The sequence below is a fragment of the Mesorhizobium sp. U510 genome (assembly GCF_059180695.1).
Genome location: NZ_CP180532.1, coordinates 4,193,368 through 4,210,926 on the forward strand (window position 1 = coordinate 4,193,368; position 17,559 = coordinate 4,210,926).

The window sequence follows — 17,559 nt, forward strand, 5'->3', positions numbered from 1 at the left end:
CGAACCCGAAAGGACCACGGCAATGACCACCACCCTCTACAGCACGCTTCGTCGTCCGATGCTTGAGCTCTTCACCGTGCCGTTCAGGTCCCGCAGGCGCGGCCTGCTTGACCAGCGTTCGCTGTCGGATCATTTCCTGCGCGACATCGGCGTCCTCGACGGACACGTGCCTCCCGGCACCCTTCGCTGAAGGAGCTTTTTTTGACTCACATGGATGCAAGGGAGGGCAAGATGGATGTGTTGTCGCAGGCTCTGGCGAAGAGCCGTCAAACGATCAGCGCCTATGAGGATTATGCGGATCGCTACGATGCCATCGTGCGGCATGTTCCCAACGAGAGAGAGCAGGCATCGCTGAAGCGCCTTGTGGCGATCGCCGGCACGTCAGGCCGGGTTCTGGAAGTCGGGTCCGGAGCGGGCTACGATGCGGACTTTCTGGAGGGCCTGGGCGTCAAGGTTCGGCGCACCGACGCGACAAAACGGTTTCTCGAGCTGCAGGCCGCGCGTGGCAAGCATGGTGAGCTTCTCGATCTCCTCACCGACGATCTCGGCGGCCCCTATGACGCCGTCCTGGCGCTCGCCGTCCTGATCCATGTGCCGCGCGATCAGACCGACCAGGTGCTTGCCAAGATAGCCCGGTCGCTGCGGCCAGGCGGCGCCTTGCTCGTATCGATGCGCAATGGCGATGGCGAGACATCCGGCAACTATCATACGGTCTTGTGGCGCAGGGACGACTTCGCGGCCCGTCTCGAAGCCGCCGGGCTGGTGCTTCTCAGGGACGATTTCAACGTGGGCCGCAACAGCGAGGAATGGAACACCTTCCTGGCTGTGAAGCCGGCATGACGCTTGGGGGAAGGAAGGCGCGCGTTACGCCCGACCCCTCATCTCGACTTTGCGAATAAACGAGACATTGTCGCCAACGTGCTGTCTAGTGCCTGTTCCTGCACTCCGGGGGGATCAGGGTGGAGCTGGAACTCAAATTTCTGCTTGTCGGATTTGCCTGCGCGGTCTCCGGCATGCTGTCGCTCATCACCTTCGTGAAATGGCGAGAGGTGCAGGCGCTCAGCCGCTGGTTGCCAACGCCGGGAAAGATCATCTCGTCGCGCGTCGAGGCGCGTGAGGTCAGAAGCTCGGGCTCTGGTTCGGACAGCACCGATACCACGGAGATGCGGAATTTTCCGGCCATCACCTTCGAATACAAGGTCGGCGGCAAGAAATTTCAAAGCTCGCGCTACAGCGTGAAGGAGAATTTGGGGAACTTCGAGGTCCGCGAAACCCTTGCGCAGTTTCCCCGCGGCGCGGAGGTGACCGTCTTTTACAATCCGGCCGATCCGAGCAAGGCCGTGATCGAGCGCACCATGCCGGACGGCGCCTTCAAGTTCATGTTCCAGCTTTCGGCCGGGTTGGTGATCGGCACGGCGGTTCTGGTGTTTTCCATCGGCGGCGTGCTCGAGGCGATCCGGCCACATCTAGCCAAGCCGCAGAATCTCGGTGCCGCGGCATTGTTGCTGTTCATGGGCCTGTTCGCGCTACGCATGGGCTTCGCCCAGAAATCGCTTGCCGAGCAGGCGGCAAAATGGCCGGTCGCCCCCGGCCGCATTGAGTCCTCAGGTCTGCAGGCGCTGCGAAACTATAGCAGCTATCGACGCTGGCGCACCGTCTTCAAATCCCGCATCGTCTACAGCTATGGCGTCGCCGGCCAGCGCTACAGCGCCGACCGCGTCACCTTCGGCGCCACGGTCACGGCTTCGCTGCCCGGCCTCGTCGGCGGTCAGGCGCGAAACTATGTCGAGGGCAGCAAGGTCGACGTGCATTATGACCCCGCCAATCCTGGCTCGGCGGTGCTCGAATGCCGGGTGCGCGGGCTCTGGCTGCTGTGGGTCTGTGCGGCAGGATTTCTCGGCGGCGCTGCCTTTCTGGTCGGGCTGGTGTGAGGACAGGCTTTTGGCTTCCACAACGCTTTCCCGGAGATATCCTGTGATCCTTCGCAAACTGGCTTTCGTTTTCCTGGGCCTGCTCGGCCCGATCCAGATGGCGAATGCCAAGGAATGCCTGCTGAGCCACGCCACCTACCGCGAGCCGCGCTCGGGCGCTGTCCTGCAATTCCGGCCACTGGACAATGAGCCGTCGGCGCTGACGGCGCAGGTGTTCTCGCTGAGCGTGCCCAACACCGACAAAAACCTGCCGGCCGACATCACCTGGACCAACGGCAAGAATTCCTTTCCGCTCGGCACCATCCGCCACGCCTGCACCGACGACGATCGCGAAGCGGGCCTGCAGGATGGCAGCGGACTGTGCAGGATATGGGACGGTCAGGTCTATGCCTTCACCGGCGGCGGGGCCGAACAGTTGAATTCGCGCGAAGCGACACCGGCGCCGAAAGGGCTGCTGTTGCCCGATTTCGGTGTGGCTTTCACCGAATGGGCCGATTTCGCCAACGCCAATCCGGATGGCTCGGCCTGGGATGCCTTCACTCTGACAGGATGCAGCGGCGACTAGCGCCGTGAGATCGATCAGGTCGCGTTGCGTGCAGGCGCCTAGACCAGTGCTCCTGCCGCTGCCGACCCACCTCCTGGCCCGCCCCCGGAGGTTACGCTAGGTCCGCGCCACTGGGCGGTTCTTTCTGGCGTACGCGGATCCAGCTGATGCGATGTGATCGATGGCGGACGTCAAACCGCGGATAAGCGGCTTGCGTAGCGGCGTTTCGACAAAACGCCAGATCAAGAAGGAAGCAAGGAGCACCGCGAGCAAAACGACAAAGAACGCAGCGTTCTTGCCGATTAATGGGGCCAGTGCGTTGAGAGAGAGATAACCTATGTACTGGTGCAAAAGATAAAGTGGGTAAGTCAATCCGCCGAGCATCAGAACGGTTTTCGAAGGGGCCACAAGGGAGCGGATCAGGAGTGCGCCTGCGAAAATCCCAAAGACAAATCCATTGGCGACCAAGAGAGCGGGATAGGGAATGGCCATTCCGTAATGCTCCTGCATCCAGCCCTGATTGAATGTGATCGTCTGGCACGACAACAGGAAGGCTGCGACAAGAAGGATGAGCGCCGCCGGCGAACGACCTTTTGCGACGACCTGTTGAGCCAAAATACCGACGGCAAAAAAAGGCGCGTAGCTTGTGATAAGCAAAATTCGTATCGCCGTGTTCCCGAAGAAGAACTCATTTCCTGCCGAAATCACGAGCCAGATGGCAACGATCGCCAACTTCCAACGCTGGAAGGCACCCGCAAAAATAAGCGCCGCAACCCAGCCATAGAATACGATCTCGAGCATGATCGACCAGTAGACACCATCCATGGACGGCCTGCCGAATGCGCGGGCGAACATGGAAAGATTGGCGACATAGGTCGAAAAACTCGTCGGAAATCTAGGGTTGTTGGCGATTGAGAGAGCGACAAACGTCAATGTCATGCAGAGCAGAAATCCAGGATAGAGCCGCACGAAGCGCGCGACGGCGAAATCCTGCCACTTTCGCCCCTCAGCCGACCACGTGATGACAAAACCGCTGATCAGGAAAAACAGGCTGACACCGAGATAGCCATAGATAGCAAACGGGGCAGCCGCAGGATATCCAGCGTCGATATCTCCGGTAATCGGCCCCCGATAAAGGTAGTGAAAGCACACAACCGCCAAGGCTGCGATCAATCGCAGAAGGTCGAGTGATGCCAGGCGCGATGAGTTGGTGTTGCCAACCATTTCCATTGCCCCTCTTCGCCATACAGGACCCTTTGACCCTGACCAAAAGCCTGGTCCCAAGGCTTCAGCGTCACAGAGAGAGGTCTATCGAGCGCGTATCGATAGTGCTTGTCGCTTCGGGCTAAATCATCGTGCGTTTGCATGAGTTCGGCCCCGCCAGAACGGGACTGAAGGTTCACAACGCTCTCAGAATAAAATGCGCGTGACGATATCACCGTGACCACTTGAAGCCGATCAGGGGCAGGGTAAGAACCAATACCGTGCCGGCTCTTGACCGCGCGCATGTTCAACAATGTCAACAACGCATAGACCAGCCCAGGCAAGGTCTTCAGCCGCTTTCGGATGTAGACCGCCATTGCAACGTTCCATACAACCGGAGCAAAGCGCGAGCCCTATCGCGGCACCCAATGGGCCGTAGATCTGTATCCCGATAACGCAGCCGATGACGCAATAGCCGCGCCCACCATCATCGTCCCAGCGGCCGCCCTCTTGTTCCCTGTCATGGTCAAGAGATTCAATTGCGGTCCGCATAAGGCCACGAATACGTACCCAGGCATGAACACCCGCGCGATGGGCGCCCCTGTACCAAAGTCGTCACGCACCAGCTCAAGAGCGGTCGAACAATCACTGGCAAAGGGATTGCCCATTGCCAGTGCGACGCCTCCGGCTGGTTCCGAGCGCTCACCCCCGGCTTTAGCCTAGACGTGAACCAGGAGGCCCCGACATTGATCCAGGCCTCCTGCCTTTTTCCGTTTGCTCACCTCTCAAAAACGAGGGTGAGCAAACTTCGTGTGTCGAATGAGCAGTTTACCTTGACGTCGAGCGAGATACAGTGACGCGTCGTCAGTCAGTCAGGGCGCGCTTCAAATTCTCAGCTGCACCCGCTCGTGGCGCCGCACGTGTCGCACTTCTCGCAGGTCCCGTTCCGCACCATCGTGAAATTCTGGCATTCGGAGCAGGAATTGCCGGTGTAGCCCTGCAGCAGTGACTTGGCGCGGCGGTCGGCGGCGAGTTTCTTCGCCTCGGCCGCTTCGTTCGCTGCCGCGTCGGTGAACAGCGCCGCCGTGGCATCCGAAGTCTCCGAAACCGCTTCCTCGAAGGCGATGTCCTCGGCCAGTTCCTTGGCCCGCTCCTCATAGTCGCGCTTGTAGGCGACCGCCTCGTCGCTGGCCGGCTTCAGCGCCAGCACGTTGGAGCCGGAGAAGGCGGTCGGCGCCGAGCGGGCAGGGGTGCCTGTCGAGCCGCCGGCAAAGCCCTTCGGCTCGTTGCCGATTGCCCTCGACACCAGCTTCACCGGCGAACCGCGAGTCAGACCCTTGGAAACGGCGTCGGTCTTGCCTTCGCTGATGCCGCGGCCGAGCGCGGTGTTGGAAAAATCCGACTGGTCGACATGGGCGAGGTCGTTGCGGCCGAGATAGGAGATAGCCAGTTCGCGGAACACATAGTCGAGGATCGACGTCGCACTCTTGATGGCATCGTTGCCGATGACCATGCCGGCCGGCTCGAACTTGGTGAAGGTGAAGGCGTGCACATATTCGTCGAGCGGCACGCCGTATTGCAGGCCGAGCGAAATCGCGATGGCGAAGTTGTTGAGCAGGCCACGCAGCGTGGCGCCTTCCTTGTTCATGTCGATGAAGATCTCGCCGAGGCGGCCATCATCATATTCGCCGGTGCGCAGGAAGATGGTGTTGCCACCGATCTTAGCCTTCTGCGTGTAACCCTTGCGGCGGCCAGGCAGCTTTTCCTGCTCGCGCGACACGCGCTCGATGATGCGCTCGACGATCCGCTCGGTGATCTGCGCCGCGCGCGCTGCGGCCGGAGCCTGGATCAACTGCTCGACGGCTTCGTCCTCATCCTCCTCGCCATCGGCGAGCAGCGAGGCGTTCAGCGGCTGCGACAGCTTCGAGCCGTCGCGGTAGAGCGCGTTGGCCTTCAGCGCCAGCTTCCACGACAGCATGTAGGCGCCCTTGGCGTCTTCCACCGTCGCATCGTTGGGCATGTTGATGGTCTTGGAGATGGCGCCCGAGATGAAGGGCTGTGCGGCCGCCATCATCTGGATGTGGCTGTTGATCGAAAGCGAGCGCTTGCCGATCTTGCCGCAGGGGCTGGCGCAGTCGAACACGGCGAGGTGTTCGGCTTTGAGGAAGGGTGCGCCTTCCAGCGTCATGGCACCGCAGACATGGATGTTGGCGGCCTCGATGTCCTTCCTGGAGAAGCCCATCGCCGGCAGCATCTCGAACGAAAAGTCGTTGAGCTGCTCGTCGGTGAACCCAAAAGTCTCCTTCACCCAGTCGGCGCCGAGCGTCCACTGGTTGAAGACGAACTTGATGTCGAAGGCCGACTTCAGCGCCGCATTGAGCGCGGCGATCTTGTCGTCGCTGAAACCCTTGGCCTTGAGCGAGCCGGGGTTGATGCCGGGCGCCTGGTTGAGATTGCCGTGGCCGACCGCATAGGCCTCGATCTCGGCGATCTGGCTCTCGGAATAGCCGAGCGTGCGCAGCGCTTCCGGCACGGCGCGGTTGATGATCTTGAAGTAGCCGCCGCCGGCGAGCTTCTTGAACTTCACCAGCGCGAAATCGGGCTCGATGCCGGTGGTGTCGCAATCCATGACAAGGCCGATCGTGCCGGTCGGCGCGATCACGGTCGCCTGCGCATTGCGGTAGCCGTGCTCCTCGCCGAGCTCGATGGCGCGGTCCCAGGCGGCTTTCGCATGCTCGGCAAGCGCCTGCTGCTTGAGGTCGGAAGCGACCAGCGGCACCGGGTTGACGGCGAGCTTCTCATAGCCATCCTTGTCGCCATAGGCGGCGCGGCGATGGTTGCGCATGACGCGCAGCATGTTCTGGGCGTTGCGGTCATAATCGGGGAAGGCGCCGAGTTCGGAGGCCATTTCCGCCGAGGTGGAGTAGGCGACACCAGTCATGATCGCGGTGAGCGCGGCGCAGATGGCGCGGCCCTCGTCGGAATCATAGGGAATGCCCGAGGTCATCAGCAGGCCGCCAATATTGGCGTAGCCGAGGCCGAGCGTGCGGTATTCGTAGGAGAGCTTGGCGATCTCCTTCGACGGGAACTGCGCCATCATCACCGAGATTTCGAGCACGATGGTCCACAGACGCACGGTATGCTCGTAGGCGGCGATATCGATCGTGCCGTCGGCGTTGCGGTAGGGCAGCAGGTTGATCGAGGCGAGGTTGCAGGCCGTGTCGTCGAGGAACATGTATTCCGAGCACGGGTTGGAGGCCCGGATCGCACCGGCCGAAGCGCAGGTGTGCCAGTCGTTCATCGTCGTGTTGAAATGCAGACCCGGATCCGCCGACGCCCAGGCGGCGTAGCCGATCTTTTCCCACAGGTCCCTGGCCTTCAGCGTCTTCAAGACCTTGCCGTCCTTGCGGGCCGTCAGGTGCCAGTCGGCATCGTCCTCGACGGCGCGCAGGAAATTGTCCTTCAGCGACACCGAATTGTTGGAGTTCTGGCCCGAAACCGTCAGGTAGGCATCCGAATCCCAGTCGGTGTCGTAGGTCTTGAACGACATCGAGGTGTAGCCCTGCTTGGCGAACTGGATGACGCGGTAGATGTAATTCTCCGGCACCGCCGACTTCTTGGCTGCCTTGATCTCGCGCTTCAGCGCCGTGTTGATGGCCGGATCGAAGCAGTCCTCGCCATTGCCTTCGCAATTGACGCAGGCCTTCATGATGGCTTCGAGATGCTTCTTGACGATCTTGGAGCCGGTCACCAGCGAGGCGACCTTCTGCTCTTCATTGACCTTCCAGTCGATGAATTCCTCGATATCGGGGTGGTCGGCGTCGACGATGACCATTTTCGCCGCGCGGCGCGTCGTGCCGCCCGACTTGATGGCGCCCGCGGCGCGGTCGCCGATCTTGAGGAAGCTCATCAGGCCGGACGAGCGGCCGCCGCCCGACAGCTTTTCGCCTTCGCCGCGCAGCAGCGAGAAGTTCGAACCGGTGCCCGAGCCATATTTGAACAGGCGCGCCTCGCGCACCCACAAATCCATGATGCCGCCCTCGTTGACGAGGTCGTCCTGCACGCCCTGGATGAAGCAGGCATGCGGCTGCGGGTGTTCGTAGGAGGACTTCGACTTGGTCAGCTTGCCGGTGAAGGGGTCGACATAGAAGTGGCCCTGGCTCGGACCGTCAATGCCGTATGCCCAGTGCAACCCAGTGTTGAACCATTGCGGCGAATTCGGCGCGACACGCTGAGTGGCCAGCATATAGGCGAGCTCGTCGCGGAAAGCCCGCGCGTCTTCCTCCGACTTGAAGTAGCCGCCCTTCCAGCCCCAATAGGTCCAGGTGCCGGCCAGACGGTCGAAGACCTGGCGGGCGTCGATCTCGGAACCGTAGCGCTCGGCTTCCGGCAGCTTGGCCAGTTCAGCTTCGTCGGCGACGGAGCGCCACAGGAAGGAGGGGACGTCGTTCTCCTCGACCTTCTTCAGCCGCGCGGGCACGCCGGCCTTGCGGAAATATTTCTGCGCCAGGATATCGGCGGCGACCTGGGAGAACTGCGCCGGGACATCGATGTTGTCGAGGCGGAACACCACCGAGCCATCCGGATTCTTGATCTCGGAAAGCGCCTTGCGGAATTCGATCTCCGCATAAGCCGATTGCCCTTGCTTGGTGAAGCGACGCTCGATGCGCATTGGTCCGGTCCTTTTGTCTATATATAGCGCTTTTCCCCAGGGATTTCTCCCCCTGATGCGAAACGCGCATGTCCGCCGTCTGCCGGCGTTCGAAAACGGCCGGCTCTCCATTCCGCGATCTCCCCCAGCATTTGCAGCCTGGGCTTCTCGTGAAGCCTCTGTCACAACGCGCCGGCGAACCCCGCGGGTCCCTCAAATCTGATTTTTTCAATTCCCTCACTCGAGGGAAATTCACACTATCTAGTGTCGAACCTACCTGCAAACACTAAATATAGTATTAACAGACAATTTATTCCAGTCCGACAATTCTCCCTTTCGTCGCCCCACCACCCCACAACCCCAACGCTTCCGCCGGCCTCGTAAACGGGCGGAAATGCGGGCAAAAACGCACATAATCCGGGAAAAAGACCGGGCTCAGAACTTTCCGGTCGCGCTCTCAACAGGAGCACATGGCCTATAAAAGGCGACTCGTTTTGCGCCGTCAAGGATTCGTTTGCGTAGCTTTTGTGACCCCAACATCTTGTGTGTCACACATGTGGATAACGGGGATAGAACTGCGCCGCCGCGATTGCCGTTTCGACGGGCGGATCTGCGGCCTTTGACCGCCGGGAGGCGTCCGTCGTGAGCAAATCTGGTCGGCCTCGAAAGCCCTGTCGGGCCGATATGCCAGATATCAGCCGTAATGCAGCTTCGGCTTCGGCTCGGTGCCAGTGAATTGTACGCCGACCCGGTCGTTGCGGCGCCAGCGGACCTCGCAGCGATAGGCGACGCCGTCGAGCGGCACATAAAGCAGGAAACGATCGGGCACCCGCGCCTCGAGCGGTATTTTCAATTCGGCGCCGCCCGCATGCTGGTTGCGCAGCATCACGGCGATTTCCGAGTTTTGAATCCCGGTGATGACGGTTCCACCCTTGAGCACGCGTGGACGGTGCTCGCGCTCGGGCTCGCCGGTATGTTGCTGAAGTGGGTCTACAGGATTCGCCATAATCAAACGCCAGATAGGGCGATTCTTAGCGAATAAGGATTAGCAAACCTTTCATGCTCGACACATCACAGGGTTGTGAATCTGCCCTGGAGAATGCCGAGGTCACCTAGGAGAATCTGTGCGGGTCGGCGCAGAAATAGGCGATGATCTGGCAAAGGTCCGGCTCATTGATCATACGCACGGCTTCGCTGGAATTGACCCACTTGCGGGTGCGGGAGTGCTTTTCCTTCCAGCGGTCGGCGATCTTGTCGACGTGCAGCGGAAACACCAGCACCTCGCAGGGCACTTCTTCACCCGAAGCCAGAACCTTGGCATAGAAGTAGCGGCCGGCTTCGAGATGCGAGACGGTTCCGCGCAATCCGGCTTCCTCGCCGGCCTCTCGCGCCGCCGCCTCGCAGAGCGGCTCCTTGGCTTCCGGCCAGCCCTTCGGCAACACCCAGCGGCCCGTGTCGCGGCTGGTGATCAGCATGATCTCGACGCCATTCCCGGTATCGCGCCAGGGCAGCGCGGCAACCTGCAGACGGCACGGCGCGGTGCCGAAGAGTCGCCGGACCCTTTCGGCCAGATGGTTGTGCGTCGTTGGCCTTGTCAACATCGGAGAAGCTAGCCCCAGCCTCCAGAATCGTTTGCCGCCTTACGAATCTTACGGCTAATTCTGACCAATAAAAGTAAAAACTTTGATCAGCCTAGCCGATTCCCGCCAATAGAGGTCGATTTCACAGGATATCCTGTCCCGGGGAGGCCGCCCACGGAAGCAAATATTGTCGTCGGTGGCGGCTTAGTTGGAAAAAGCGCGTGTCGCGAATCAGCCGGCGTGGTCGTCGGCGATCGGCTTCTGGTAGGTGAAGCCCATGTCCCAGGGGAAATAGATCCAGGTATCCTGGCTGACCTCGGTGACGAAAGTATCGACCAGCGGCCGGCCCTTCGGCTTGGCGTAGACGGTGGCGAAATGCGCCTTGGGCATCATTGCGCGCACGATGCCGGCGGTCTTGCCGGTGTCGGTCAGGTCGTCGATGATCAACACGCCGGCGCCGTCGTCGGCGAGCAGTGCCGGCGTAATCTCCTTCAGCACCTGCAACTGCCCCTGGCTGGTGTAGTCGTGGTAGGAGGCGACGCAGACTGTCTCGATGACGCGGATGCCGAGCTCGCGCGCGATGATCGCCGCCGGAACCAGCCCGCCGCGCGTGATGCAGACGATCGCCTTCCATTGCCCCTTGTTGGCGCCGGAAAGCCGCCAGGAAAGCGCGCGGGCGTCACGATGGAACTGGTCCCAGGAGACCGGGAAGGCTTTTTCGGGAAGAGACATTTTTCGCGCACTCCGCAGCACGCGAAGACCGCGTGCACAAAAACAGGGGAATGCGCGCGGAATTAACTGGAAAGCCTCGGCCTTGGCAAGGGCGGCTGGCAGCGATGGCTGTGGACTTATCGCGACAGGAAGGCCGCTACCTGTCCCGTGCGCAGCACCGTGCGCGTCACTCCGCCGAACAGCAGCTGGCGCAGCCAGGAGTGGCTGTAGGCGCCAAGCACCAGCAGATCGGCGCCGGTCTCGGCGACCCTGTTCTGGATCATGTCGTCGACCGAGGTGCCGCCCGATTTCTGCACCGAGACGCTGACATTGGCGCCGTGGCGTGACAGCGCCGACGCGATTTCGGCGCCGGCGGCCTCTGGGCTTTCGTCGAACGTATCGGGCGGATCGATGACCAATATGTCGGTCTTCTCGGCCTCGATGATGAAGGGCAGGGCGTCGAAGGCGGCGCGGGCGGCCTCCTTGCTGCCGTTCCAAGCGAGCAGGACACGTTTGAACGTGGTGACCAGCGGACCGGCACTCGGCACCACCAGCACCGGCCGGCCGGCGTCATAGACCAGCGTGTCGACATCGGCGCTCGGATCGCCGCCGGTTTCGCGCTGGGCGGCAATGATAAGATCGGCGGCGCGCACGCTTGAAATGCCGGTCAACGCGCTGTCGCCTGAGAAGCTCTCCAGGCTGCGCCACTCGAAGGAGAGGCCGGAATCCTCGATGCGCCTGAGGAAGACGGCCTGCAGCTTGTCGGCCCGCTCCCGGCTCATGTCGGCCGAGACCTGCAGGAACTCGGTATCGGGAAAGCCGGTCGCCGACGTGTAGGGCACCGGAAGCGCCTCGGCGTGGATGCCGATCAGATGGCTCTCGTAGCGGTTGGCGAGCGGAATGGCGCAGTCGAGCACGCGCTCGGCGTCCTGCTCGTTCTGCAGAATGGCAACGATGGTCTTGAAGCGCATGGTGATCCCTCAATCTGGCGAGTGTTTGAACTCGCGTGAAAGCAACGCCGGCGCGCCACGCTTTGTTCCGGCCAGAACCGGTTCAACTCGCCTTGGCGGCGAAACCCGCCACCATTGCCTCGACATCGGCACGCGCGGCGTCGAGGACCTCCTGGCTGCGGGCGCGAACGACCAGTTCGGTCCAGAACTTGCCGTCGCCATACTTTGGATAGGAGCCGATGATCGTATCCGGGTGCGCTTTCTGGATCTCACCCAACGGCCCGCCGACAAGGCCTTCGCCGAACGGACAGTGCACCGTCGCCGACAGCATCTTCGTGCCGGTCTTCAGCGTCGGCACGACGTTGTCGAGCATGGCCTGGAAGATCGAGGGCACGCCGGCCATGACGTGGACGTTGCCGATGCGAAAGCCGGGCGCTACCGACACCGGGTTATCGATATGGTCGGCGCCGCGCGGCATCCGCGCCATGCGCTTGCGTGCCTCGGTGTATTCGATACCGCGCGCCGCATAGCTTGCCTCCAGCAGCGCATAGGCCTTGGCATCGTATTCGCAGGGCACGCCGAACGCCTTGGCAATCGAATCGGCGGTGATGTCGTCATGGGTCGGGCCGATGCCGCCGGTGGTGAACACATAGGTGTAGCGCGCACGCACGGCATTCACCGCCGCGACGATCTCGTCTTCCTCGTCGGGAACGATGCGCACTTCCTTGAGGTCGATGCCGACGGCCGTCATGATGTCGGCGAGGTGGCCGATGTTCTTGTCCTTGGTGCGGCCGGAGAGAATCTCATCGCCGATGACGAGCATGGCGGCGGTAACGATTTCGGTCATGGAGGGCTCCGGCAGGACGGGTCGCTTGAAATAGCGCGGCGCGTGGCTATCGGCAATGCCACCTCGGCGGTGAACATCCGTGCCTGGACGATGCGAGGTTACAGCATGACCGGATGCAGGTAAGCTCAAACGGGTTCTGGTCCGGGTGAACAATGCCGATATCGATCCTGTCGTGGCTGGCCCTGCTGTTCCTGCTGGCGGTCCTGGGGATCGCCTGCCTGGTGCTGGCGACGCTATGGATCGCGGCGAAGGCGCAAAGGCTGGTGCCGCCGGTCGGAAAATTCATCGAGATCGACGGCAACCGCATCCACTATGTCGATGTGGGCGAGGGGCGGCCGATCGTTTTCCTGCATGGGCTTGGCGCGCAACTCCAACACTTCCGGCACACGCTGTTCGGACATTTCGGCCCAGGCTATCGGCTGATCGCGCTCGATCGTCCGGGATCAGGCTATTCGACGCGCGCGAACGGTGCCACCGGCCGCTTGCCTGAACAGGCGGCCCTGGTGCGCCGCTTCATCGAAAAATTGGAGCTGGAAAGGCCGTTGGTGGTGGGCCACTCGCTGGGTGGCGCCGTCACATTGACCCTGGCCGTGGAACATCCCGAGGCAATTTCGGGCATCGCCTTGCTGGCGCCGCTGACGCATCTGGAAACCAGGGGGCGGCAAGGATTTGACCTGCTCTATATCCCCTCTCGCCTGCGGCGCTGGATCATGGCCTATACCGTGGCGATACCGCTGAGCCTGCGCTATGCGCGGCCGACAATGGAATTCATCTTCGCGCCGCAGGTCTTTCCCGCGGACTACATGGTCGACGGCGGCGGCTGGCTCGGGCTGCGGCCAGTCCATTTCCAGGCAACATCAGCCGATGTCGTGGCCGTCGAACAGGATCTCGGCCGCATCGAACAGCGCTATGGCGAGCTTGTCATGCCTGCCGGCATCCTCTTCGGAACCGCCGACCGCGTCATCGACATCCGTATCCATGGCGAGCCGATGCAAGGCAAGATCGCAGGGCTTGACTTCGAACCCGTCGACGGCGTCGGCCATATGCCGCAATTCGTCGAGCCCAAGCGTGTGATTGGCTTCATCGAGCGGATTGCCGCCCGCGCGTTTCCATCACCACAGCCTCACGACAATTTCAATGAACCATTCGGCTGACTGCCGGGTTTACCCCGTGTCGCACCCAAGGCGACCAAGACACGGAGTAATGCAATGTACAGGAAATTTATCGCAGCATCGGTTCTGACGATCGGTCTCGCCACATCGGCGATGGCCCAGCCATCGGAAGGCACATATTCCAACCATCACAACTGGTTCGGCAACGAACAGTCTTCCGGTGTCGACCAGAACACGACCGGGAGCATCAATGGCGACCGCTCAGGGCTGGACAGCCTTGGCAATTCGGGGCCTGCCGGACCTTGTGCCTCCAATACAGCTGGTCCTGATGCCAATGCTGGATTGAACGTCAACGATCACTATTGCGGCAAATAATTCAGCCGCTGGGCAGCCGCTGACCGTGGGACGTCGTCTCTCCAGACGTCCGCGGTCGGCGCCCTGCCTGTTCCTGCCGGAAAATTGTCTTCTGAGGAGAGACTAGTCGGAAACCTCGGTCTGCGGCCGATCCCGACCGTCGGCCAGTTCCTCGTGCCATTTGCCGTCGGCATCCTCATACTGGATGCCGTCCGTCGCGCCCGCCACCTGCTGCTCGGCCGAGGCGATCTCGGCGGCGCGCAACGCATCCTGATGGGTCGGAAATGTCTCCGAGAAGGTCGAACCGACCTTGTAGGCCCAGCCGCCGTCATGCTCGACGATCTTGTAAGTCAGCTTCGCCATAAAAACCTCCGGTTGAAAGGTCCGCCTGCTCAATGCAGCCGGTCGTCGGATAGCCGGTCGTCGGGCACCAGCACTTCCGATTCCCTGGCGGCCTCGATCAGTGCCCGTCGCGCTTCCGCTGTCGAACGATAACCTTCCAGCACTTTGAGGCAAGTGTCGAGGGCATCACGATGACGCGGGCCGCGATTGAGTGGCCAGACCGTCATGAGGCACTCCGCCGCTTCCTGGGTGCTGCGGATATGGCGATATTTACCGACATGGCCGAGTTCGACCACGACCGGCGTTTCAAAAGGTTTGTTGTCCATCATGGCCGCAACGCAAAGCAGCCAATTTGGTTGCAAAAGTGGCCCGGAACCTGCGCCCAAAAGTCGCGTCTCGTTTCGCGGCGCGCTTTTTGGGTGATGTTTCGGCGTACTCAGTAGCCGCAGTCGTTGCGCAGCCAGCGTGCGTTCGCCCAGCCGGTGGTCCCGCCGATTTCGACCTTGTACCAGTTGCCGCGCCGGTCGAAAATCTCGACGTGGTCTCCATTGAACAGCTGGCCGATCATCCGCGATGACGAGTTGGGCCGTGTCCGCACGGCGAGAAAGCCGCTGCCGGTCGCCAGATTGTAGCGGCCAGACAGGCCGTGCACCGTCCCCTCGCAATATTGCGCCACGCTCGGCGTCGATGCGCCGAGCCAAAGGCCGGCGACAGTCACAAGCATCGCAGCCGGCAAGAATGCCCTGAACGACATGATCTCCTCCCAAGCCCGGCCGCGCCCGCCGCAGCCTCACCCAGCGTAACAGTTTGCCGCCAGAATTGAAGCGGGCTGTGGCAAAACGGGCTGGGCGGGATCGCGCCTGTGTCAGGAGGGCGGGCCGGTTCAGCCCGCAGCCTTCATCCAGTGCTCCATCGTCGTTACCGAGCGGGCGAGCTGCGGCGCCGGATGGATCTTTTCCTTGAATGTGGCGGCCGCGCGCCAGCCCCAGCGCGGATCGGCGAGGAAGGCGCGCGCCAGCGCCACCATGTCGGCACGGCCTTCGGCGATAACAGCCTCGGCCTGCTGGGGATTGTCGATCAGGCCAACCGCGCGGGTCGGAATGCCGGCGCCCTTGCGCACGGCTTCCGCCAGATGCACCTGATAGCCGGGACCGGTGGGCAATTTCTGCAACGGCGAATTGCCGCCGCTGGAGCAACAGAGATAGGCGATACCCTCGTCCTTCAGGGCCTTCGCCACCTCGATCGCATCCTCGACGTCGAAGCCGCCGTCGACCCAGTCCTTCACCGACAGCCGCGCGCCGAGCATCAGCTTCGGCACCGCCTTCTTCACCGCCCTGGCGATTTCGACGACAAGACGCATCCGGTTTTCCAGCGAGCCGCCCCAGCGGTCGGTGCGCTGGTTGGACAGCGGCGACAGGAACTGGAAGATCAGGTAGCCATGCGCTGCGTGCAGTTCGATGAAGTCGAAGCCGGCGCGTTCGGCCCGCCTGGCGGCTCGGGCGAACCGCTCGATGAGCTGCAGGATCTCTTCCTCATCGAGCGCGCGTGGCACATTCCAGCCGGTGTCGTAGGCTATGGCCGAGGCCGAGACGGTTTGCCAGGCGTCTTCGTTCGGCTGCAGTGGCCCGCCGCCCTCCCAGGGTTTGCGGTTCGAGGCCTTGCGGCCGGCATGCGCAAGCTGCGTGCCGAATTTCGTGCCCGGCGCGGCGACGCGTCGTGCCGCATCCAGAGTGCGGCGCGCGGCGGCCTCGTTGTCGTCGGAGTAAAGCCCGAGGCAACCATGGGTGATGCGCCCGCGGCGCTCGACATCGGTCATCTCCACCGTGACCATGCCGGCGCCGGACATGGCCAGGTTCATCCAGTGGTAAAGATGCCAGTCGCTGGCTGACCCATCCTCGGCGGAATACTGGCACATCGGCGCCACGGCGATGCGGTTGGGGAAGGTGACACCGTCGAGGGTAATCGGCTGGAAAAGCGATGCGGTCATGAAGAGGGCTCCGGGGAGAGGGAAGGCGTTATTTAGGCGACGGATATCTTGCATACCACACACGAGAGAGTGAAACGCTGGACCAATCGCTGCCCCAATTGCGCAGGCGTCGGTTCGCGGCTACGCCTGCGCCCGGCGCCAAATACCGAGGTATCCAATGGAAGATCGTATTCGTATCCGTTCGGAAGAGGTTCTTTCCGACGACTGGGCGGTGCTGAAAAAGACCGTGCTCGACTATCGCCGGCGCGACGGGCAGTGGGAGACGCAGGTTCGCCAGACCTATGATCGCGGCGACGGCGCGGTGATCCTGCCCTACGACCCACAGCGTTCGACGGTGCTTCTGGTGCGCCAGTTCCGCTATCCCGCCTATGTCACCGGCCACCGCGAACCGCTGATCGAGGCCTGTGCCGGGCTGCTCGACGAAAACGACCCCGAGACCGCCATCCGCAAGGAGGCGGAGGAAGAACTCGGCTACCGGCTGAAGGACGTAGAGCGGTTGTTTTCGCCTTATATGAGCCCGGGCAGCGTGACCGAGCGGCTGTGGTTCTTCGTTGCACGCTATTCGCCCGCCGACCGCATCTCCGCCGGCGGCGGCGCGCCGGAGGAGGGCGAGGACATCGAGGTCTTGGAAATGCCGCTCGACGAAGCGCTGGCCGGCATCGCCGACGGCCGCATCGTCGATGCCAAGACGATTATCCTGATCCAGCATCTGAAGCTGAACCCGATGAAGGCTTGACCGACATTCCGGCATGAGTTGGCTCCATCCCTCGCATCACGGAACCAAAGGGGTCAGCGGCGGTTTAACTCTCGAAGGGACCGCAACGGAAGCGGAACAATGGTTGAGCTTTTCAATATGGAACTGGACAAGGCCAGACAGCGCGTCAATCGAGCGGAACTCGCTCTGGAACGCGCGGAAGAAATGCTGGACGAGGACTGCGGCGTCGGGATCAATATCGCGCTTTGCAGCCGGATCAGGACCGCGCAGCGGCAGCTGGTCGAGGCCAGGGAGCGCCTGACAAAGATTGATCCGCCAATTATTTTTGGTGGCTCCCAATGATGATCGCGGCATTTCACCACGAAACCGCGAGAGGCGGTGAGGTGTATCGCGCTGCCAGGTTCGCGCTTCTGACACAGCGAATTATCCAGGGTATCAAGCGCACCGATGCCGCGGCCGAGAAAGTCGAGCGAATGCTGACCAAGTTGGCCGAAGCAATCGCTTTCGATGAACCAGCTCGTACAGGGTCGCTCGGTCCGCGCCGTCCTGGCTAGGCTTCGCCTCACGCCGTCGGCGTCAGGCTGGGTCGTTACGACATCGTCGATACCAAAAACGCTTCGGGCATCGTATAT

Annotated in this window: 21 protein-coding genes; 9 read left to right on the plus strand and 12 right to left on the minus strand. The window is 62.0% G+C overall.

Annotated features, from left to right (window positions below; genetic code table 11):
* Positions 1-22 precede the first annotated feature (22 nt).
* The 4 genes from ACLGL5_RS21885 (at position 23) to ACLGL5_RS21900 (ending at position 2,496) form a co-directional block, all read left to right on the plus strand.
* Positions 23-190 carry a hypothetical protein gene (locus ACLGL5_RS21885; RefSeq protein WP_167470452.1) on the plus strand — a complete coding sequence of 56 codons (168 nt, stop codon included), beginning with the start codon at positions 23-25 and terminating at the stop codon, positions 188-190.
* A 41-nt stretch (positions 191-231) separates the two neighbouring features.
* Entirely contained in the window at positions 232-840 is a 609-nt protein-coding gene (locus ACLGL5_RS21890; RefSeq protein ID WP_083246963.1) for a class I SAM-dependent methyltransferase, read from the plus strand.
* Positions 841-959: 119 nt separating this feature from the next.
* A complete protein-coding gene (locus tag ACLGL5_RS21895) occupies positions 960-1,931 on the plus strand; it encodes a DUF3592 domain-containing protein (RefSeq protein ID WP_069092013.1) in 972 nt (323 codons plus the stop codon).
* A gap of 43 nt (positions 1,932-1,974) precedes the next feature.
* Positions 1,975-2,496 carry a hypothetical protein gene (locus ACLGL5_RS21900; protein ID WP_069092014.1) on the plus strand — a complete coding sequence of 174 codons (522 nt, stop codon included), beginning with the start codon at positions 1,975-1,977 and terminating at the stop codon, positions 2,494-2,496.
* Positions 2,497-2,592: 96 nt separating this feature from the next.
* Here the strand turns inward: ACLGL5_RS21900 and ACLGL5_RS21905 are convergent, their stop codons facing one another.
* The 8 genes from ACLGL5_RS21905 to ACLGL5_RS21940 form a co-directional block, all read right to left on the minus strand.
* Positions 2,593-3,699 carry an acyltransferase family protein gene (locus ACLGL5_RS21905; protein ID WP_245307130.1) on the minus strand — a complete coding sequence of 369 codons (1,107 nt, stop codon included), beginning with the start codon at positions 3,697-3,699 and terminating at the stop codon, positions 2,593-2,595.
* A complete protein-coding gene (locus ACLGL5_RS21910; protein WP_210184881.1) occupies positions 3,645-4,055 on the minus strand; it encodes a hypothetical protein in 411 nt (136 codons plus the stop codon). The genes ACLGL5_RS21905 and ACLGL5_RS21910 overlap by 55 nt, the downstream gene beginning before the upstream one ends.
* 515 nt (positions 4,056-4,570) lie before the next feature.
* The gene (locus ACLGL5_RS21915) at positions 4,571-8,350 is read right to left on the minus strand and encodes a vitamin B12-dependent ribonucleotide reductase (protein WP_027046781.1); all 3,780 of its coding nucleotides are present in this window, start codon (positions 8,348-8,350) and stop codon (positions 4,571-4,573) included.
* 673 nt (positions 8,351-9,023) lie between these two features.
* The gene (locus ACLGL5_RS21920; protein ID WP_019857842.1) at positions 9,024-9,335 is read right to left on the minus strand and encodes a PilZ domain-containing protein; all 312 of its coding nucleotides are present in this window, start codon (positions 9,333-9,335) and stop codon (positions 9,024-9,026) included.
* Between the two features lie 106 nt (positions 9,336-9,441).
* Entirely contained in the window at positions 9,442-9,930 is a 489-nt protein-coding gene (locus ACLGL5_RS21925; protein WP_019857844.1) for an NUDIX hydrolase, read from the minus strand.
* 210 nt (positions 9,931-10,140) lie between these two features.
* A complete protein-coding gene (gene gpt / locus ACLGL5_RS21930; RefSeq protein WP_010909158.1) occupies positions 10,141-10,641 on the minus strand; it encodes a xanthine phosphoribosyltransferase in 501 nt (166 codons plus the stop codon).
* Positions 10,642-10,757: 116 nt separating this feature from the next.
* Positions 10,758-11,591: a universal stress protein gene (locus ACLGL5_RS21935; RefSeq protein ID WP_019857845.1), complete on the minus strand. Its 834-nt coding sequence runs from the start codon at positions 11,589-11,591 to the stop codon at positions 10,758-10,760.
* Between the two features lie 82 nt (positions 11,592-11,673).
* A complete protein-coding gene (locus ACLGL5_RS21940; protein ID WP_038646522.1) occupies positions 11,674-12,417 on the minus strand; it encodes a competence/damage-inducible protein A in 744 nt (247 codons plus the stop codon).
* A gap of 152 nt (positions 12,418-12,569) precedes the next feature.
* Between ACLGL5_RS21940 and ACLGL5_RS21945 the strand changes: the two genes are divergently transcribed.
* Together ACLGL5_RS21945 and ACLGL5_RS21950 are read left to right on the plus strand one after the other, a co-directional pair.
* The gene (locus ACLGL5_RS21945) at positions 12,570-13,571 is read left to right on the plus strand and encodes an alpha/beta fold hydrolase (protein ID WP_069092016.1); all 1,002 of its coding nucleotides are present in this window, start codon (positions 12,570-12,572) and stop codon (positions 13,569-13,571) included.
* A 54-nt stretch (positions 13,572-13,625) separates the two neighbouring features.
* Positions 13,626-13,904 (plus strand): hypothetical protein, encoded by a 279-nt coding sequence (locus tag ACLGL5_RS21950; protein WP_038646526.1) that lies wholly within the window; start codon positions 13,626-13,628, stop codon positions 13,902-13,904.
* 102 nt (positions 13,905-14,006) lie between these two features.
* On the opposite strand, the gene ACLGL5_RS21955 is transcribed toward ACLGL5_RS21950, so the two are convergent.
* The 4 genes from ACLGL5_RS21955 to ACLGL5_RS21970 form a co-directional block, all read right to left on the minus strand.
* A complete protein-coding gene (locus ACLGL5_RS21955; RefSeq protein ID WP_019857848.1) occupies positions 14,007-14,246 on the minus strand; it encodes a DUF2188 domain-containing protein in 240 nt (79 codons plus the stop codon).
* A gap of 29 nt (positions 14,247-14,275) precedes the next feature.
* Positions 14,276-14,554, minus strand: a complete 279-nt coding sequence (locus ACLGL5_RS21960; protein WP_019857850.1) for a DUF982 domain-containing protein — start codon at positions 14,552-14,554, stop codon at positions 14,276-14,278.
* 107 nt (positions 14,555-14,661) lie between these two features.
* Positions 14,662-14,979 (minus strand): SH3 domain-containing protein, encoded by a 318-nt coding sequence (locus tag ACLGL5_RS21965; RefSeq protein WP_064982808.1) that lies wholly within the window; start codon positions 14,977-14,979, stop codon positions 14,662-14,664.
* 129 nt (positions 14,980-15,108) lie between these two features.
* Positions 15,109-16,212, minus strand: a complete 1,104-nt coding sequence (locus ACLGL5_RS21970) for an NADH:flavin oxidoreductase/NADH oxidase (RefSeq protein WP_069092017.1) — start codon at positions 16,210-16,212, stop codon at positions 15,109-15,111.
* Between the two features lie 157 nt (positions 16,213-16,369).
* Between ACLGL5_RS21970 and ACLGL5_RS21975 the strand changes: the two genes are divergently transcribed.
* The 3 genes from ACLGL5_RS21975 (at position 16,370) to ACLGL5_RS21985 (ending at position 17,481) form a co-directional block, all read left to right on the plus strand.
* Positions 16,370-16,948, plus strand: a complete 579-nt coding sequence (locus ACLGL5_RS21975) for an NUDIX domain-containing protein (protein ID WP_019857853.1) — start codon at positions 16,370-16,372, stop codon at positions 16,946-16,948.
* Between the two features lie 99 nt (positions 16,949-17,047).
* On the plus strand, positions 17,048-17,269 hold the full coding sequence (locus ACLGL5_RS21980) for a hypothetical protein (RefSeq protein ID WP_069092018.1): 222 nt from the start codon (positions 17,048-17,050) through the stop codon (positions 17,267-17,269).
* Positions 17,266-17,481, plus strand: a complete 216-nt coding sequence (locus ACLGL5_RS21985) for a hypothetical protein (RefSeq protein WP_069092019.1) — start codon at positions 17,266-17,268, stop codon at positions 17,479-17,481. Before ACLGL5_RS21980 ends, ACLGL5_RS21985 begins: the two co-directional genes overlap by 4 nt.
* Positions 17,482-17,559: the final 78 nt, after the last annotated feature.

Coding starts and splice junctions, on each gene's coding strand:
- ACLGL5_RS21885 (WP_167470452.1), top strand. CDS start 23: ATGACCACCACCCTCTACAGCACGCTTCGTCGTCCGATGCTTGAGCTC.
- ACLGL5_RS21890 (WP_083246963.1), top strand. CDS start 232: ATGGATGTGTTGTCGCAGGCTCTGGCGAAGAGCCGTCAAACGATCAGC.
- ACLGL5_RS21905 (WP_245307130.1), bottom strand. CDS start 3,699: ATGGTTGGCAACACCAACTCATCGCGCCTGGCATCACTCGACCTTCTG.
- ACLGL5_RS21910 (WP_210184881.1), bottom strand. CDS start 4,055: ATGGCGGTCTACATCCGAAAGCGGCTGAAGACCTTGCCTGGGCTGGTC.
- ACLGL5_RS21915 (WP_027046781.1), bottom strand. CDS start 8,350: ATGCGCATCGAGCGTCGCTTCACCAAGCAAGGGCAATCGGCTTATGCG.
- ACLGL5_RS21920 (WP_019857842.1), bottom strand. CDS start 9,335: ATGGCGAATCCTGTAGACCCACTTCAGCAACATACCGGCGAGCCCGAG.
- ACLGL5_RS21925 (WP_019857844.1), bottom strand. CDS start 9,930: ATGTTGACAAGGCCAACGACGCACAACCATCTGGCCGAAAGGGTCCGG.
- gpt (WP_010909158.1), bottom strand. CDS start 10,641: ATGTCTCTTCCCGAAAAAGCCTTCCCGGTCTCCTGGGACCAGTTCCAT.
- ACLGL5_RS21935 (WP_019857845.1), bottom strand. CDS start 11,591: ATGCGCTTCAAGACCATCGTTGCCATTCTGCAGAACGAGCAGGACGCC.
- ACLGL5_RS21940 (WP_038646522.1), bottom strand. CDS start 12,417: ATGACCGAAATCGTTACCGCCGCCATGCTCGTCATCGGCGATGAGATT.
- ACLGL5_RS21945 (WP_069092016.1), top strand. CDS start 12,570: ATGCCGATATCGATCCTGTCGTGGCTGGCCCTGCTGTTCCTGCTGGCG.
- ACLGL5_RS21950 (WP_038646526.1), top strand. CDS start 13,626: ATGTACAGGAAATTTATCGCAGCATCGGTTCTGACGATCGGTCTCGCC.
- ACLGL5_RS21955 (WP_019857848.1), bottom strand. CDS start 14,246: ATGGCGAAGCTGACTTACAAGATCGTCGAGCATGACGGCGGCTGGGCC.
- ACLGL5_RS21960 (WP_019857850.1), bottom strand. CDS start 14,554: ATGATGGACAACAAACCTTTTGAAACGCCGGTCGTGGTCGAACTCGGC.
- ACLGL5_RS21965 (WP_064982808.1), bottom strand. CDS start 14,979: ATGTCGTTCAGGGCATTCTTGCCGGCTGCGATGCTTGTGACTGTCGCC.
- ACLGL5_RS21970 (WP_069092017.1), bottom strand. CDS start 16,212: ATGACCGCATCGCTTTTCCAGCCGATTACCCTCGACGGTGTCACCTTC.
- ACLGL5_RS21975 (WP_019857853.1), top strand. CDS start 16,370: ATGGAAGATCGTATTCGTATCCGTTCGGAAGAGGTTCTTTCCGACGAC.
- ACLGL5_RS21980 (WP_069092018.1), top strand. CDS start 17,048: ATGGTTGAGCTTTTCAATATGGAACTGGACAAGGCCAGACAGCGCGTC.
- ACLGL5_RS21985 (WP_069092019.1), top strand. CDS start 17,266: ATGATGATCGCGGCATTTCACCACGAAACCGCGAGAGGCGGTGAGGTG.